This window comes from Bradyrhizobium huanghuaihaiense (assembly GCF_025200885.1).
Taxonomy (GTDB): Bacteria; Pseudomonadota; Alphaproteobacteria; order Rhizobiales; family Xanthobacteraceae; genus Bradyrhizobium; species Bradyrhizobium huanghuaihaiense.
This window is the reverse complement of record NZ_CP104172.1, coordinates 8,345,095-8,362,529: the sequence shown is the minus strand read 5'-3', so window position 1 is coordinate 8,362,529 and position 17,435 is coordinate 8,345,095. Positions and strand designations below refer to the sequence as shown.

The 17,435-nt window shown below is 57.2% G+C and carries 10 protein-coding genes and 1 pseudogene; all 11 read left to right on the top strand.

Annotated features, from left to right (window positions below; all coding sequences use genetic code 11):
- Window positions 1-348: 348 nt before the first annotated feature.
- The 11 genes and pseudogenes from N2603_RS39145 (at window position 349) to pyc (ending at window position 17,326) form a co-directional block, all read left to right on the top strand.
- On the top strand, window positions 349-1,752 hold the full coding sequence (locus N2603_RS39145; RefSeq protein ID WP_260386375.1) for an aminotransferase: 1,404 nt from the start codon (window positions 349-351) through the stop codon (window positions 1,750-1,752).
- 228 nt (window positions 1,753-1,980) lie between these two features.
- Window positions 1,981-3,420, top strand: a complete 1,440-nt coding sequence (locus N2603_RS39140) for an aldehyde dehydrogenase family protein (RefSeq protein ID WP_260386374.1) — start codon at window positions 1,981-1,983, stop codon at window positions 3,418-3,420.
- Between the two features lie 241 nt (window positions 3,421-3,661).
- Entirely contained in the window at window positions 3,662-4,945 is a 1,284-nt protein-coding gene (locus N2603_RS39135) for a methylaspartate ammonia-lyase (protein ID WP_260386373.1), read from the top strand.
- On the top strand, window positions 4,942-6,075 hold the full coding sequence (locus N2603_RS39130; RefSeq protein ID WP_260386372.1) for a CaiB/BaiF CoA transferase family protein: 1,134 nt from the start codon (window positions 4,942-4,944) through the stop codon (window positions 6,073-6,075). The genes N2603_RS39135 and N2603_RS39130 overlap by 4 nt, the downstream gene beginning before the upstream one ends.
- Window positions 6,076-6,617: 542 nt before the next feature.
- Window positions 6,618-7,247 carry an aspartate/glutamate racemase family protein gene (locus N2603_RS39125; protein ID WP_311740810.1) on the top strand — a complete coding sequence of 210 codons (630 nt, stop codon included), beginning with the start codon at window positions 6,618-6,620 and terminating at the stop codon, window positions 7,245-7,247.
- Between the two features lie 533 nt (window positions 7,248-7,780).
- Window positions 7,781-8,965 (top strand): M24 family metallopeptidase, encoded by a 1,185-nt coding sequence (locus N2603_RS39120; RefSeq protein ID WP_260386370.1) that lies wholly within the window; start codon window positions 7,781-7,783, stop codon window positions 8,963-8,965.
- 58 nt (window positions 8,966-9,023) lie between these two features.
- Window positions 9,024-9,713 (top strand): aspartate/glutamate racemase family protein, encoded by a 690-nt coding sequence (locus N2603_RS39115; RefSeq protein ID WP_260386369.1) that lies wholly within the window; start codon window positions 9,024-9,026, stop codon window positions 9,711-9,713.
- A gap of 403 nt (window positions 9,714-10,116) precedes the next feature.
- Window positions 10,117-11,526 carry a M20/M25/M40 family metallo-hydrolase gene (locus N2603_RS39110; protein WP_260386368.1) on the top strand — a complete coding sequence of 470 codons (1,410 nt, stop codon included), beginning with the start codon at window positions 10,117-10,119 and terminating at the stop codon, window positions 11,524-11,526.
- 370 nt (window positions 11,527-11,896) lie between these two features.
- Window positions 11,897-12,130, top strand: coding sequence for a hypothetical protein (locus N2603_RS39105; protein WP_341850462.1), 234 nt, complete (start codon window positions 11,897-11,899; stop codon window positions 12,128-12,130).
- 182 nt (window positions 12,131-12,312) lie between these two features.
- Window positions 12,313-13,006, top strand: a pseudogene (locus N2603_RS45085) (M24 family metallopeptidase).
- Between the two features lie 837 nt (window positions 13,007-13,843).
- A complete protein-coding gene (gene pyc, locus N2603_RS39095; RefSeq protein WP_260386366.1) occupies window positions 13,844-17,326 on the top strand; it encodes a pyruvate carboxylase in 3,483 nt (1,160 codons plus the stop codon).
- Window positions 17,327-17,435 lie beyond the last annotated feature (109 nt).

Below are 17,435 nucleotides of genomic sequence, written 5' to 3'. Positions count from 1 at the left end.
GGCGGCTCTCGCGCTGCAGGAGGTGAGTGAAGGCTTGCTGAGTGCAGCGGGAGATGAGCTAGGACGGACTGTGCCTATCCTTCCCTTCGCTGATGCGCGTCTCGTGGCTGCCGGAGAATTGGAAAGTTGGCGTGCAGTCTTTGTCTGTATGTCGAGCTCCGGCAGGCTCATGCGTCCTAACTTAGGTGAATATAATGCGGGTGATAATCGCCTGAATGTTGGTTGGTCGCTCCGCTGCCGGAGCTAGGGAGGTGGCCGACCTCGTCCATCAAGAATCGGCGCATACTACGTTGAGTCCCGATACGTCTGCTTTGCAGACCTCGCAGCTTAAACAGAGAGTGGTGCACAATGGCAATCGATATCAAAGAAATTAGCGAAAAAGACAAAAACAGCGTCCTGCATCCCTTCACGCATCTCAAGGACTTTGCGATGGGTAAGCTGGGCGAGCCGACGATCATTGAAACCGGTAAGGGTATCCGTATCCAGGACGCCAGCGGCAATCAGCTCATCGACGGCTTTGCCGGCATGTACTGTGTCAATGTTGGCTATGGTCGAACCGAAGTAGCCGAAGCCATCTCGCGTCAGGCCTACCGTCTCGCGTACTACCACTGCTACGCAGCGCACACCACGGACGAGCTGGCGATTCTCTCCGACCGTCTCGTCAAGATGGCGCCAGGGAAAATGAGCAAGGTCTTCTACGGCATGTCTGGTTCGGATGCTAATGAGACGCAGGCCAAGCTCGTCTGGTACTACAACAATCTTCGAGGTAGGCCCAACAAGAAGAAGATCATCGCGCGAGAGCGCGGCTATCATGGTTGCAGCGTGCTTTCCGGATCGATGACCGGCATGAGCTTCTACCATGACTATATGGATCTCCCGCTGCCGCACATCGTGCGCACAGGCGCTCCGCATTACTATTGGGGATGCGCTTCTGGTGAGACCGAGCGCGAGTTCTCAGCCCGTCGCGCTGTCGAGCTGGACCAGCTTATCGAGCGACTCGGCCCGGACAACGTGGGCGGCTTCATCGCCGAGCCGGTGCTCGGCACAGGTGGTATCACGCCGCCTCCGGTGGGCTACTGGGAGGCGATCCAGGCTGTGCTCAGGAAGCACGACGTTCTCTTGATTGCCGACGAGGTAATCACGGGCTTCGGTCGCACTGGCTCGATGTTCGGCTCCGAGCACTACGGCATCGAGCCCGATCTGATAACGATCGCGAAGGGGCTGACTTCGGGCTACTTCCCGCTCTCTGCCGCGATTGTTGGGGACAAGGTTTACAAAGTGTTCGAAGACGGTGCTGACAAGGTTGGCGCATTTTCGCACGGCTACACATATTCGGGTCACCCGATCGGCGCGGCAACGGCGAATGCCGTTCTTGATATTGTGGAAAAGGAGAACCTTCCTGCTAATGCGCGCGAGGTGGGCGCCTACTTCCAAGCCCAACTCAAGGAGAAGTTTGCGCAGTTGCCGATTGTCGGTGAAGTGCGCGGGGTCGGACTGATGGGGGCCATCGAGTTCGTTGCCGATCGCGATAAGAAGAGGCGATTTGATGCGTCTCTTAAATTCGGTGCTCGCGTCTCCAAGGCGGCCCGTGACCGGGGACTTATTGCCCGCCCCATGCCGCATGGAGACATCCTAGGCTTCGCTCCCCCGCTTGTAATCACCAAGGCGGAAGTTGATGACATTGTTTCGATCGCCGAGAGTGCCGTCCGCTCCGTGATGGACGAGCTCGTGCGCGAAGGTGAAAAAGTCTAGCAAATGGTGGTTGGATACTTCGGCCACCTTACCCAGATCGCCTCCAGTGAGAGCTGATATGGAGCAGCATCCGCTTCTTGCGCGCGCTTGAAGTCGTGGGCTGCTCATCACCATCGGGGAATGGGGCACCGAGAGAAAAGCTGGGTCGTAGGGGCGAGTTCAAGCGGTACGCTTGAACTCGAAACGATCAAACGAGACAGGCACCGAACGGCAGAGCTGCGAGCACGCATGTCCGATAGCACGAACTGCAAACTCTTTATCGATGGTGGTTGGCGCCCAGGCGGGGGTGGCGTCGATCTGCCTCTTCTCAATCCTGCCACTGGGCATGAACTCGGGCGTGTCGCTGTCGCCTCGGCGTCGGATCTTGAGGATGCATTGGCTTCCGCGCAGGCGGGTCTGCTACAGTGGTCGAATACACCGGCCGAGGAACGGGGGGCGCTTCTCATCCGCGCTGCACGAATCCTGTCGGACAAAATCGAAATTGCGGCGGCGTCCCTTTCGGCGGAACAAGGTAAGACGCTGGCGGAAGCGAAGGGGGAGTATGCTCGCGCAGTCGAAATGCTCGAGTGGAATGGTGTCAACGCTGCCAAAACGTCGGCTCCATTCTCGATAGACGAAAAACGGGTCATCATACCAGAACCGGTTGGTGTGGTGGCCGCGTTCACGCCTTGGAATTACCCGGCCGTCCTCAACGCACGAAAGCTCGGCGCTTCGCTCGCTGCCGGCTGTTCGGTCATCCTGAAAGCGGCAGAGGAAACGCCTAGCGCCGGGATCTATATGATCGAGGCGCTACAGGAAGCAGGGATTCCGCCGGGTGTTGTTAGTCTGGTCTTCGGACATCCGCCTATGATCTCCGAACGCCTGCTCGCCTCGCCTGTTGTTCGAGCTCTGTCGTTCACGGGCTCCACACCGGTCGGAAAACAACTGGCAAAAATGGCCGCAGAAAATCTGCAGCGATGCGTTCTGGAGCTTGGTGGTCATTCCCCCGTTGTGGTCTTTGAAGACGCGGATCTCGCGAAGGCCGCCTGGGCAATATCGGAGTACAAGTTTGAATGTGCAGGTCAAAGCTGCAATGCTCCAAGCCGCATTCTAGTAGCAAGATCAATTTACCGGGAGTTTCTCTGCAAGCTTGTTCACGCGGCAGAAAAGATCAGGGTGGGGGCGCCCGATGATCCTGAGACAGACATGGGACCAATGGCGAATGCGAGACGCATTGAAGCGATGGAACGGCTGACGAAGGATGCTGTCAAACGCGGAGCGAAGGTTGAAACTGGTGGGGAACGCCTTGATCGACCGGGCTTCTATTGGGCCCCTACAATTCTAAGCAACGTCCATCCTGAGTCACAGGTGCTTCACGAAGAGCCCTTTGGACCCATCCTTACTGTTGCCCCCTTCGACACCATTGAAGGAGCGATTGAGGAGGCGAATAGGAGCCAATATGGCCTTGCGTCTTATTTCTTCACCGGATCTCCTGCAATTCAAGAAAAGATGATCCGAAGCCTTGCGGCCGGAGCAGTGAGCATGAACCACCTCAAGGGTGTGTCTGCCGATGCGCCAAATGCTGGGGTCAAACAGAGTGGTTATGGGTACGAAGGTGGATTGGAAGGCGTGAGGGCATTCCAAAACCTGAAGCTCGTTAACGGGATCAAAGCTGCTTCTGTCTCATGAGAGTGAAAATCAAGAACACACACGCGTGGTCCTGATGCACTTGTGCGGCAATAGTCCAAGTGCTTCTCAGCGCGGAGTGCCTCGTACAATTCGGTTGCTTAACGAATCGCCTCTCCCGGCGGAAGCCCTGGCTGTTCATAAACGCTACGGCCGAATGTCTACGGGTGGAGCGTACGACCCACGTGGACGTGGGTTCTTCGGCGTGAATGGCAGTCGATATGGCTGCGTGGATTGAGGCGCAATGAGAAACTCTCCTACGATAAAAGATGTGATTCTGGCCCCCGGAAACGGTAGCTTCTTCTATGACGATCAAGCTGCAATACGCTCCGGCTCTGCTCAGGACGGATTTCGCTATCTGGGTGCGCCTCTGACGCCGGGTTTCACGACCATCCGCATGCCATCGCGTTCGCTCAGCATCGGCCTCGTCATGTCCGACGATACGATCGTGTGGGGCGACATGATGAACGTGCAATACTCGGGCGCAGGCGGTCGGGACCCGGTGTTTCAGTTAGACACAATCGAAGCACTCACCAAATCTGTTGTGATCCCGCGGCTTTTTGCCTGCGATGCTGCCAATTTCCTGACGGCTTGTGATCGTGTTCTCGCATTCCATGATAACAAGCGCCTACCCCTTGCCATTGAGTATGGTGTGAGCCAAGCGTTGCTGCGCGCCGCGGCGCATATTGCACGCAGGACGCTGGCCGAAATGATCTGTGCCGAGTATCACCTGCCATTGCCGGACAAGCCGGTCCCAATATACGCCCAGAGCGGGGATGCAAGAGAAATCAATGTCGACAAGATGATCCTTAAGTCGGTGGATGTACTTCCGCATGGCTTGATCAACTCACGTGAAAAGTTCGGCCCTTCCGGCGAGAAGTTTCGCGACTTCGTCAAATGGGTCGTTAGACGCACAAAGGAAATCGGCCAGCCTGGATATCACCCTGTTTTGCATTTCGACGTTTACGGTTGGATCGGGCTCGAGATTGGTATGCAAGCGGAGAAAATTGCCGATTTCATCTCGCGCGTTGCGGAGGACGTGCCGGGATACCGGCTTCACATTGAATGCCCGGCGGACTTCGGATCAACTGAAGCTCAGCTCGAGGAGTACACCAAGATCGTTGCGCTTCTTGACAGCCGTGCCACCGAAGCCCGGGTGGTCGTTGACGAGCAATGCAACACGCTTGACGACATCCGGCTCTTCGCGGAAGCAAAAGCTGCTCATATAATTCAGATCAAGATGCCTGATGTGGGCTCGATCGCTGACTCTGCTCGAGCGGTGTTGGTCTGCAAGGAAAACGGCGTCGGCGCATATTTGGGCGGTAGCTGCACGGAAACCGACTTGTCGGCAAGAGCGGCCGCCAACATTGCAGTGGCGACACAGGCTGACATGGTGCTCGCAAGACCCGGGATGGGCGTTGACGAGGGCATATCCATCGTTGGAAATGAGCAGAGCAGGCTGCTATCCATTCTTGGCTACCGCCGGTCGCAGAACTCTCGTCAGAATGTTGGCGCGTCATTCGTATGAGGAAAGCACTTGAAGGTATCACGGTCGTTGCCGTCGAGCAGGCGGTAGCAGCGCCTTATGCGTCTTCCCGCCTTGCCGATGCTGGCGCGCGTGTCATCAAAGTCGAACGCCCCGAGGGCGATTTCGCGCGAAATTACGATAAGCTCGTTGAGGGCCAAAGCGCATATTTCGTCTGGTTGAACCGCGGAAAAGACTCTATCTGTCTCGATCTCACGCTTGAGCAAGACCGTGCAGCTCTCGCGGAGATGATCGCTCAGGCTGATGTCTTCATTCAAAATCTTAAGCCGGGCAGCATCTCAAAACTGGGATTCGGATCGGCGGATCTTCGCAAGCGCCATCCTCGTTTGATAACTTGCGACATCTCCGGCTTCGGTGATGGCGGTGCATTCTCGCATTTGAAGGCCTATGACTTAATCGTGCAAGCAGAGACTGGGCTTTGCGCGATCACGGGAACAGCGCAAGGCGCCGCGCGCGTCGGGGTCTCTGTATGTGATATTTCGGCCGGCATGACCGCTCTCAACGCCATCTTGGAGGCGTTGCTTCTGAGGGCGCGAACCGGGAAAGGAACGGCCATTCAGGTGTCACTGTTTGACGCTATCGCGGACTGGATGAACGTTCCGGTTCTTCAGTTCGATTATAGCGGCTATCATACCGCTCGCGCTGGCGTAAACCACCCCTCTCTCGCACCATACGGGGCGTACCGCTGTTCGGACGGTAAGGAGGTCATCTTCTCCGTTCAAAACGACCGCGAATGGGTCAATTTCTGCACCAAATTCCTTAAACGACCGGAACTCATCCGCCATCCCGATTACGCGGACAACATGGACCGGATCCGCAACAGGGCCAGTCTGGATGAAATTGTGATGGATTGGTTTGGGAAAATGTCTAGCCACGATGCCATGCGTGAGCTGGAAGCCGCCGGCCTTGCGTACGGACGGCTGAATCAGATTGAGGATGTAACCAAGCACCCACATCTGCGTCGAGTACCCGTGTCAACGCCGGCAGGCCAAATTCACGTTATCGCGCCGGGCGCGATTTTTGACGGAGAAACAGCTCCGGCACTGCGGCCAGTGCCCGCTCGGGGAGCCCATTCGGAGATGTTGCGCCAGGAGTTTGGGCGCTCTTCGTAGCGGCGGACCAGTAAGTCATTTGTCCTCGCGAGCGAATGCGCTCATCGATCGCATCACCAGGAGCGCACGCTCTGGTCTAGTCGACATTTACTTGGAAGCTGATGGTACGTATGGCGCCCATATTGTTGCAGGCAGAGACTCATTGTGCCCATCGGTCACCGATCGACCAACTTGACTAACACCTCGAGGGCCAGGACCGTTGTTGCTCCATCCAAGCTGATGGACGGCGCGACCGCGCTGAGCCCTCCGCAATGATCTGAGCGGGCGATCTTGCGCAGCTCCCAGGCCCAATCGTCTGTCGGGAGGAATTCGCCCAGTTGGACTCCAATTGCAGCGAAACGCCGTATAATTCGTCCAGGTGGAGAGTTCCGGCCACAAAGACCCAAATTAACAGGAATTGGGCGTGCAACATAGCGTATATATGTCGACGATCTTGCAGACCTCCTCGCTCTCCGGTCAGCGTATCAGTGACATCTCAGACCCCGCGCTCTCTCGGAATACTGGACCTCGAACGCGGGCTGCCTCCTGGCGGCGCGCGGCCGATGCTTCCAGGCTCGCTGATCAATCCAACTACGTTCGAATTCCCAATCATATTGGAGACTGTCGCGGGGGCTTGGACGGATATCGTCCTCCCTGGCGACCCATCGCTTGAGCCAGCTTGCATCGCAGCTGCCCGGCGGCTGATCGATCAAGGCGCCGTCGCAATAACCGCAAACTGCGGCTTTTTTATCCGACACCAAGCGGCCGTGGCCGCGGCTGTGAATGTCCCGGTGGCGCTGTCGAGCCTTCTCTTGATTCCTACCTTGCTTCGTCAGCTGCCGCCCGCTGCCAAACTTGCCGTCCTGACGGCTTACTCGCGGCATTGCGGCGAGGACATGCTGGGAGTAGAGGATCCGGTCGAACGCGCTAGGATCGTCGTAGACGGCATCGAAGGTGGTAAGTACTTGAACGATGCGATGAAACGTCCCTTACCACCGCCTGACGTCGAAGCACTTCAGACGGATGTCATGGGCTGCGTGGCGCGGGTTCATGCCGCGCATCCGGACGTTTCGGCAATTCTGTGCGAATGCACGGCGTTTCCCCTAGTCGCCCCGTTGATGCGCCGCGCTGCCAAACTGCCCGTCTACGACATCACGAACCTTTCGCGCTTGGTGATGGCGACGATTGCCTGAGGGCGGTCATTTGTGTGTCGCAGTGGTCGCGCCGCTACGACGTGATCGACCCGAACACGGCGCTGGCTGCCCGGCCCGCATACCCAAGCAGAGATGCCGCCTGGCAGGGGCGATCGTGCCTAGTGACAACTATGCCTGAACTATTTCACCCGGTGGTCGTAAGAGCGAGTGGCCGAGCGAGCGACAAATCGATGCCCGTCCCCGATCCTCTTAAGCCTGAATACCTAACCGGCTACCACGCCAACCCATTCCCATCGACTCAGGTATTTGCGCTTCGGGACAACCTGACGGCGGGCGGTTGCATCGACGTCCCTCGCGTCGGCATAAAGGTCTGAAAGCTTCACCTTGTGTCCATAGACGCGGAATTCCTTCCGTATGAGCTCGGATATCGATGAATTCCGTATCTGTGGACCGGTAACATTCATGTAGTGCCCAGTCCTAGGCAGAGCGGGGACTCCGCTCGATCTGGCGGGCATGCCGATCTATCAACCTTCGCAAATTCCAGCAACAAGTAGCCCGACGGAGGCAAGACAATGGCAATTGGCAAAGCACCTCAGGCCTTTCCCAGGTCAGAGTACCTTCGCCGTCTTGGCTTAGTTAAATTAGAAATGGCACGGCGCAACGTCGATGCGCTTGTCATCAACAGCTGGGCCAACATCACTTACCTGACGGGTAACTTCACCCGGATGCTTGCCATGCACGCGCTCGTGGTATCAACCCGCGAAGAGGAGCCGACCCTCATCGTACGGCGGATGTGCGCGCCTGGAGCGTTTCATCAATCGTTCCTCTCGCATGACAAAGTGATCGGCTACTCGGAAGGCTATGTAGGAAAGCATGATAGAGACGGCTTTGACGCGGTGATCGATTTTCTCCACGATCTCGGTGTCACAAGCCAGGGCGTTGGCCTGGAACTGGGCAACCTGACGGCGCAGGCAGCAGAGAAGTTCAGGGCGCGATTGCCCAATGCGAAGATTGTAGACTGTACTAAAGCTGTAGACTGGATCCGGGGAGTTAAGTCCGATCTGGAGATAGAGATGATGCGGCAAGCTGCTGCCCTCGCTGATGCCGCTGTCATGCGGGCGGCCGAAGTAATTCGGCCGGGAGTGCGGGAAGCGGATGCCGCGGCCGAGATCATGACGGCGCAGGTTCGCGGTGCAGAAGGCGTTCCACCTGCAACCGGATTGCGGCCGCTCTTGATGAAGTCTTCGCCTCGCGTCTGTACGCCCCACATTCTGTGGAGCGAGGACGTCTTTCGCGACGGCTCACAGATTGATATGGAAGTAAGCGGCAATCGCCACCAGTACATGGCTGCGCTCATGCGCAGCTTTTCGATCGGCGCTCCGTCCGACCACCTGCGCCGCCTAAATGAGGCGCACGCTGCCGGTATTGAAGTCGCGCTGAACGTCATCCGGCCGGGGCGCACGTGCAGCGATGTCGCCGAAGTCGTCTATCGCGCGATCGAAAAACATGGCTTCAAGAAGGAGTCGCGTTGCGGTTACGCGATCGGTATTGAGAGTCAGACTTCAGCATGGATAGAGCCGACAGCAAGCTTCGGAATTGGCGACATGACAGAGCTGAAGCCCAACATGACCTTCCACTTGATGATGGGCAACTGGGTAGAAGAGGAGTTTGGTTATGAGATTAGCGAAACGATTCGGGTGACAGATTCCGGCGTTGAAGTTTTAACACGCGCACCACGTCAGCTTTTCCAACTTTAATTTGCCGCATCAAAAGTTGCCGACTGAGCATCACGGAACGAATCTTGCGGGAAGCAACATGGTCAAAAAGACACTGGGCATTCTAGAGCTCGAAAACGAGCCGATTACGCGACCCGGGTTCTTGGCGGGTCCCGGGACATTTCAGTTTCCGATCAAGCGCATTAAGGTCATGGGCGCGACTACCAAGAGGGTGACCGATGGCGATAGATCCGTCACGAGTAACTATGTCGAGTGTGCCCGCAAGTTGGAAAGCCAAGGTGTCGCCGCGATAATGGCGAACTGCGGTTTTGCTCATTTGTATCAAACGGAGGTTGCCGGCGCGGTTTCAATCCCCGTTGCCCTCTCTAGCCTATTGCTGGTGCCTTCTATCGCCAAAACTCTTCCGCGCGGACGCAAGGTCGGAATTGTTACCTACGATGCCAACAAACTAAGAGAGGACCACTTTGTGGCTGCTGGCTGGTCGTCCGCAGAGCTAGATGTCCCCATCGTGGGTATCGAAGGAAGCAAGTCCTGGCATCGCTTGAGCCAAACTGTCCCTGATGCGGAACCCGCTGAGCTCGTTGAGGACGTGACGACGGCGGTAAAGCGTCTCTTAAAGTCGAATCCCGGCGTGGGAGCTTTGGTATTTGAGTGCACCGGCTTTCCAATCGCGGCGGAAGCCGTGCGGCGTGACACGGGCCTGCCGGTGGTTGACTGTACGGTTTTGGGAAAGATGCTGGTCGAAATAAGTCCTCTGCCTCATGACTAGAATGTGGATCGGATTAAGATCGCGCCGAGGTCAATGCTGGAGGATGCCGCAGGTTGAGAGGCCCCCTGCGCCCATTGTACGTTCGTCAAAAGCTGAATGTTTCACTTAACACAGAGCGCAGATCGAAGGTGCAACCCAGGTCGGAGGATCGCGCGGCGTTTCAATGAAGCGGCGATCGGAACGTTGTACGTTGAGCATAGCGCCCGATTCAACGGCCACATCGAACAAGCTCTTACGCGGTGCGGGAAACGCCAAACCGATCAAGGACAACCGATCGAGAAGCCTCCTGGTCGCGGCGATTACGCAGAGTGTCGGTGGCTCGCAATTTTGAGCGCATGTTTTCGGTGCATCGTAGGCGATCTGTTTCCCTCAAGATAATCCCATAGCAATTAGGATGGTCGGCATGAAACCGAATAGCATTCACCCAGCTAGCGCTGAATTGTCCAAGGTTTTTGAGCACATCGATGCGAATAAGGATCAGTTCGTCAGTCGTCTAATCGACTATCTGCGGCATCCCAGTATCAGCGCTCAGAACATCGGCATCAGCGAGGTTGCCGAGCTGCTCGTGAGCATGCTCCAGCGGGTGGGCTTCGAAGCGCAGAGTTTTCCGACACCCGGGCATCCGATGGTGATGGGCCGTTGGGAGCGTGCACCTGGAGCGCCGACCGTCTTGCTATATGGCCACTACGACGTCCAACCGCCGGACCCGATCGAGGCCTGGATCAGTCCGCCATTCGAGCCCTCCATTCGGGGTGGTCGAATCTATGCGCGTGGTGCTGGAGACAACAAGGGCCAGCATTTCGCTCAAATTCTGGCCGTGGAATCGTATCTGGCTGTGCATGGCCGCTTGCCTTGCAATGTGATCATCCTCCTGGAAGGGGAAGAAGAGAACGGGAGTCCGAACATCGCAGAGTTTGTTCGGGCACACCGCGACCTGCTCAAAGCCGACTTGGTCATAACAGCCGACGGCCCTCTGCACGAGTCAGGCCATCCAGTCATTACGCACGGCGTTCGCGGGATCGTAACGTTCGAGTTGCGGGCCCGTGCGGCCAATCAAGATGTCCATTCCGGTAACTTTGGCGGCGTTGTGCCCAATCCGATTTGGACGCTGGTCCACTTGCTGGCGACCATGAAGAACTCAGCGGGCGAGATTACAGTTGAAGGCTTTTACAATGATGTCGTTGCCCCAACTGACCTTGAGCGCGGCGCGGCAGCAAGGTTGCCGCTGGATCCCGAGGACGTCAAGCGGACGCTCGGCCTTTCAAAGCTGGACAATCCGCCAGATCGGCCATTGGCGGATAGGCTGATGTTTCATCCAACCTTGACGATCAACGGATTTCACGGCGGTTATGGAGGGCCTGGTCCGAAGACAGTCTTGCCGCACGAGGCGATCGTTAAGTGTGACGCTCGCCTCGTAGACCGACAAACGCCTGACGATGTCCTCGCCAAAATTGAAGCGCATATCAAACGCCACGCGCCGGAGGTCGAGTTCATTCGTCTCGAGGGCATGCTGCCGTCCAAAACGTCGCTAGAATCGCCGTTTTCGGAACGTGTTCAGCGTGCAGTACGTACTGCACATGGCATCGAGCCGCTCATTTATCCCTCGCTCGGCGGCAGCTTGCCGGACTACGTCTTCACGAAGATTTTGGGCACGCACTCGTTCATCGTGCCCTATGCGAACGCCGACGAGGCCAATCACGCGCCAAACGAGAACATTAAGATAGACTGCTTCATAAAGGGAATACGCACTGGCGCTGCTCTGCTGGACGAGTTGGGCAGGTCTGTCGGTTCATCGAGTCAGTCTCATCTCTAAGTTGGGCAAGCCAAGTTGGGCCAAGTCGCAAGGCTGGTGCTACGGCGGCTGTTCCCGCGCAAAGAAAGCCTGAAACAGTCGCCTTCAATTCGATTAGCTGGTTAGATCAGGAGGAGCTTGTTCGCACAATCAAAGCTCCCCGCCCAGCTCGGAGCGTGATGGAGTAGCGTCAATGGCCACTCGGTGCTGCGAAGGAAGTTCTGGTGCGCAATATGATGAATCGCGAAAAGAGGATTCAGCGTCATTCGTGCGGAATAGCTCGAGACGAATAAGTCCGAAAGGAACTGCAAGATGGTGGTCGCGTTTTCAAAGGTGGAATATCTCGGACGTCTGACGAGATTGCGTCAGCAGATGCCCGAAGAGGGTGTCCTTGCTGGTCGTGGTCGATCCGGCCCATATGAACTACATTTCAGGATTCGATTCCTGGAGCTATCAAAATACACAAGTTCTGCTGGTGCCAGGGAACGATCTGGAGCCGGTTTGGATCGAGCGCGGCGTTGATGCTGGCGGCGCGCGCCAGACAACGTGGCTCTCCTCGACAATATCGTGTCGTACGCCGACTTCTATTCCGATTCCCATTCACATCACGCGATGGAAGCCGTAGCAGACGAGATCAAAAAACGCGGCTGGAACAGTGGCCGGATCGGGTACGAAGGTGATACCTACTACTTCAGTCCTCGCGCCTTTTTCGTGCTTCAGACGGCAATTCCCAAGGTGGCATGAGTGGATGTCGGTCTCTTAATCAATCAGCTCAAGACCATCAAGACACCGCGTGAGAACGGATTTATGCGCCGGGCTGGGAAGATCGTCGACAAGGTAATGGACGTGGCCATCGAATCCGTTCATCCCGGAATACGTGAAAACGACCTCACAGGCCGGATCATGCAGGCACAGGCCGAAGGCACCAAAGAGTTCGGGGGAGCGTGGCCGAGCTCTGTTCCCCTCGTTCTCACCGGGCCGCGCGCCGCTTATCCTCATTTACCTGGACGGACCACACCATACCAAACAATACCAGCATAGCTTTCGAATTGGCGGGCTGCTATTTGCCCTACAATGCCGCGCTCGCCCGTACAGTCAGTCTCGGCAAACCCAGTACCGATCTGGTCAGACTTGGAGATACGGTTCGGGAAGGCCTTGAGGCTGCGATGTCGGCTATGAAGCCAGGCGTGATGTGTCACGACGTTGGGCGGCATGGCAAGCCGTTCTGGCGCGGGAAGGTTTCGAAAAGCACTCCCGCATTGCCTACTCCTTAGGACTAAACTATCACCCAACTCGGCGCGATCACACCGCAAGTTTGCGTTCTGGAGAACAGGTCGAGATCAAACAAGGCATGTGTTTCCACATTCTCTGTGGGATGTGGGCGGGGGACGGCACGAAGAAGGGAGGGGAGAACTACACACTCAGCGAGACGGTTCTTGTCACCCAAACTGGCAAGGAGACACTGACAAATTTCGAACGAGAGCTTTTCGTGAAGGGTTAAAGGGCACAATTGTGGCCGGAGGAAGCATCGCTTTGAGGCATCCATTGCGGATCGTATCGGCGCCCGTCAAATATTCCGATACGCGAGAGCGGAGAGTACAGCTGAATTCGGCGGCATAGGCTCTTGCCGCCAGAGATATAGGCTCTGTGTCATGCTTCGCCGAGACAGTGAGGCTCAACGTGCTGAGTTTAGACGGCCCATTCGCGTGGGATGCAGTCGGTAGAATGCGCGGTCGAGCGCTTCCCGAACTTGCAATCTGACTGGATCCGCCCACCAGGGCCGACAGACGCCTTCCTAGCGTGCCGCATGCATCTACAATCACTTTTACCGCTCCCTGAAGGCTATTGGGCGCTGCGGTCTCGGGCAAGGAGCACGCCGGTTTGTTGGAGTAGCTGGCGCTCTATTTCGGCAGATCGTGTCGAGAAGTCCTTTCGGGCAACTACATCGCCAATTGAACCGCGCGATCCTGCGCGCCTATGCGAAAAGCAGCTGAAATTCTGCGCTGATCGTCCCCGCTTCGCAGCGACGAAATGTCTTATCCAGTTAAAGATGATGGTGCGGTGCAAACGATTGCGTAAGCGTGGTCTCAGTCATTAATGCACGCGCAGGTGCCGGAACATCGTGATCAGCGCGGCGCGGATAGCAATGCACCAACGACTACTAATGATCGCGATCGGGTCAAGGAGCCTGTAATGTTCCAGTACAAATGCCAGCCATGCTGGAAGCATATGAACTTCGATGCTACTGCGCGATCGCAGGGGCTCGATTAAGCGAGTCTGATTGCGCGGCCAACTCCAACCCCGGGGTAGTGCGAGGTTAATTTAGAGCGTGCCAACCGTGAACAAGCCTGCTTCCCCCAAAAAATCGACAATCCACAAGCTGCTCGTTGCGAATCGCTCCGAGATCGCGATTCGCATCTTCAGAGCCGCGAGCGAGTTGGGGCTACGAACATTCGCGGTCTATGCGGAGCAGGACAAGCTGTCGTTGCACAGGTTTAAGGCCGATGAAGCCTATCAGATTGGCGAAGGCAAAGGGCCGATCGAAGCATATCTCTCCATCGACGAAATTCTCAGAGTCGCGAAAGACCGAGGCATAGACGCGATCCATCCAGGGTATGGTTTTCTCTCGGAGAGCCCAGAGTTCGCGGAGGCCTGTGCCTCCGAGGGCATCGTCTTTATCGGTCCGTCGCCGACGACCATGCGCACCTTGGGCAACAAAGTCGCTGCACGTAATCTCGCGATTTCTTGCGGGGTCCCGGTCATGCCCGCTAGCGAGCCCCTGCCGGACGATGCCGACGGAATTCTTTCCGCGGCAAGGACTATCGGCTATCCCGTAATGATCAAAGCCTCATGGGGTGGGGGCGGTCGTGGGATGCGACCAATCGAAAGTGAGGATCGCCTTGTGGAGGCCGTACTGAGCGCGAAACGCGAGGCGCGCGCAGCGTTCGGCAAGGACGAAGTTTACCTCGAAAAGCTTGTGCCGCAAGCGCGGCATGTCGAGGTCCAAATTCTTGGCGATCGCCACGGCGGACTGGTGCACCTGTTTGAGCGCGACTGTTCGATTCAGCGGCGCAACCAGAAAATCATCGAACGGGCCCCCGCTCCGTATCTCGATTCCGGAACGCGCGAGGCACTCTGCGCGGCTGCGCTTCAAATTGGCAAGGCGACGCAATACGTCGGCGCCGGCACGGTCGAATTCCTGATGAACGCCGAGACCGGCCACTTCTACTTCATCGAGGTGAATCCGCGTATTCAGGTCGAGCACACGGTGACTGAGGTGGTGACGGGCCTTGACATAGTCAAGGCCCAAATCAGGATCGCCGATGGTGGACACATCGGCGAGGTAGTCGAGACGGGAATTCCGTCGCAATCGAGTATCCGCCTGTTCGGCCACGCGATGCAGTGTCGGATAACTACCGAAAATCCAGAGAACAACTTTATTCCCGATTACGGGCGCATCACCGCCTATCGTGGCGCGATGGGATTCGGCATCAGGGTTGACGGCGGTACGGCCTATTCCGGCGCCGTGGTCACACGATTTTACGATCCCCTGCTGGAAAAGATCACCGCATGGGCTCCGGCGCCGGACGAGGTCATCGACCGGATGGCCCGAGCGCTGACAGAGTATCGCATTCGCGGCGTAGCGACCAATCTCGCGTTTCTACACAACGTCATCAGCCATCCGCGCTTCCGCGCCAACGAGTATACGACGCAGTTCATCGACGACACGCCTGCTTTGTTCGATTTCAGTGCGCGTCAGGATCGCGCAACCAAACTGTTGACCTGGATTGCAGATGTCACTGTGAACGGCCACCCCGAAACCCGAGGTCGGCTAAGGCCGCTCTCCAGTGCGCCAACGCCGACCCTTCCGCAGTTTCCAAATTCTCCGGCCGCGGGGACGCGACAACTGTTGGAACGACTAGGTCCCAAAGCATTCGCCGAGTGGATGAAGGCGGAAGATCGCGTGCTGGTGACCGACACAACGATGCGCGATGCGCATCAGTCGTTGCTCGCCACGCGGATGCGCACGAAGGACATCGTCACGATCGCCCCGGCTTACGCGAGCGGAATGCCGCAGCTGTTCTCTCTTGAATGTTGGGGGGGCGCAACGTTTGACGTGGCAATGCGATTTCTGGCCGAAGATCCTTGGGAGCGCCTGCGCGAGATCAGAGCGAGCGTGCCAAATATACTCACGCAGATGCTGCTCCGGGGCGCAAACGGCGTCGGATACACCAACTATCCGGACAACGTCGTCCGTCATTTCGTTCATCGCGCCGCGGAAGCCGGCATGGATCTATTCCGAATCTTCGATTGCCTGAACTGGGTCGAAAACATGCGGGTCTCGATCGACGCGGTGATCGAAAGCGGAAAGCTGGCTGAAGGCGCGATCTGCTACACTGGCGATGTTCTCGATCCAGCCCGCTGCAAATACGGCCTCAAATATTATGTCGCGCTAGCTAAAGAGCTCGAAGCGACCGGGATCCACATTCTCGGGCTGAAGGACATGGCAGGCCTGCTAAAGCCCGCCGCGGCGCGTGCCCTGATCACCGCATTGAAACAGGAGGTGGGCCTGCCGATCCATTTGCATACTCACGATACCTCGGGCGTCGCGGCAGCCACGATTCTTGCTGCTGTGGAGGCCGGCGTCGACGCTATAGATGCGGCAATGGACGCGCTGAGCGGAACGACATCGCAGCCGACCCTTGGATCGATCGTGGAAGCGCTGGCGCGCACGGAGCGTGATACCGGTCTCGATCCAGATGCAATCCGGCGCATCAGCTTCTATTGGGAGGCCGTACGGTCCCAATATACCGCCTTCGAAAGTGATCTTAAGGGGGGGGCTTCGGAAATCTACTTGCACGAAATGCCGGGCGGCCAGTTCACGAATCTGAAGGAGCAGGCACGCTCGCTGGGACTTGAGACGCGTTGGCACGAAGTCGCAAAAGCCTACCGCGCGGCGAACGAGATGTTTGGTGACATCGTCAAAGTAACCCCCTCGTCCAAGGTGGTCGGGGACATGGCATTGTTGATGGTCTCGCAGGGATTGACCTCGGAAGATGTATTGGCCGAAGACCGCGACATCGCCTTTCCTGCATCCGTGGTTGAGATGCTCCGGGGCGATCTGGGACAACCGCCGGGCGGATGGCCGACGGCGCTGCAAGAAAAGGCCTTGAAAGGCGACGCTCCGATCACAGTGCGACCTGCTTCGCTCCTACCGGAAGAGGATTTCACCCTCCGGCGCGAGGAAGCAGAGAAATCCTGCGGTCGTGCGCTCGATGAGGCCGAACTCTCCGCGTATCTGATGTATCCGAAGGTCTTCGCCGACTTCGTGGCTGTCCAGCGTAAGTATGGACCGGTCTCTGTGCTGCCGACGCCAGTGTTCTTTTACGGTATGAAGAGCGGCGACGAGATGACGCTCGAAATCGAGCGAGGGAAGGCGCTGGTGGTGCAGCTCACAGCGATCGGCGAGACGCGCGATGACGGCCAGGTCGAGCTCTTCTTCGAGTTGAATGGCCAGCCGCGGGTGATCACAGTTCCTGATCGGGCTGCGGCAGTCGGCGGCCAACTGCGTCGGAAGGCGGAGAGCGATAATGCCGCTCACGTTGCCGCGCCAATGCCTGGCGTCGTGTCGACTGTCAACATCGTCAAGAACCAGGAGGTCTGCGCCGGAGATGTCTTGCTTACGCTCGAAGCCATGAAGATGGAGACTGTGCTGCATGCGCCTCACGACGGAATCGTAGTCGAACTACTTGTCGGTCCTGGTGCACAGGTTGACTCGAAGGATCTGTTGATCGAGCTGAGGCCAACTCCAACTGCCTGAATCTGCTCCTTCTCTGATTCTACTGAAGTAACTGTGTCGTTCTTGTCCAATACTGGCAGGTTTCTCTATCAGCATAAGCTGTTTGCGAGCGGGTTTGTGCATGGCCCCG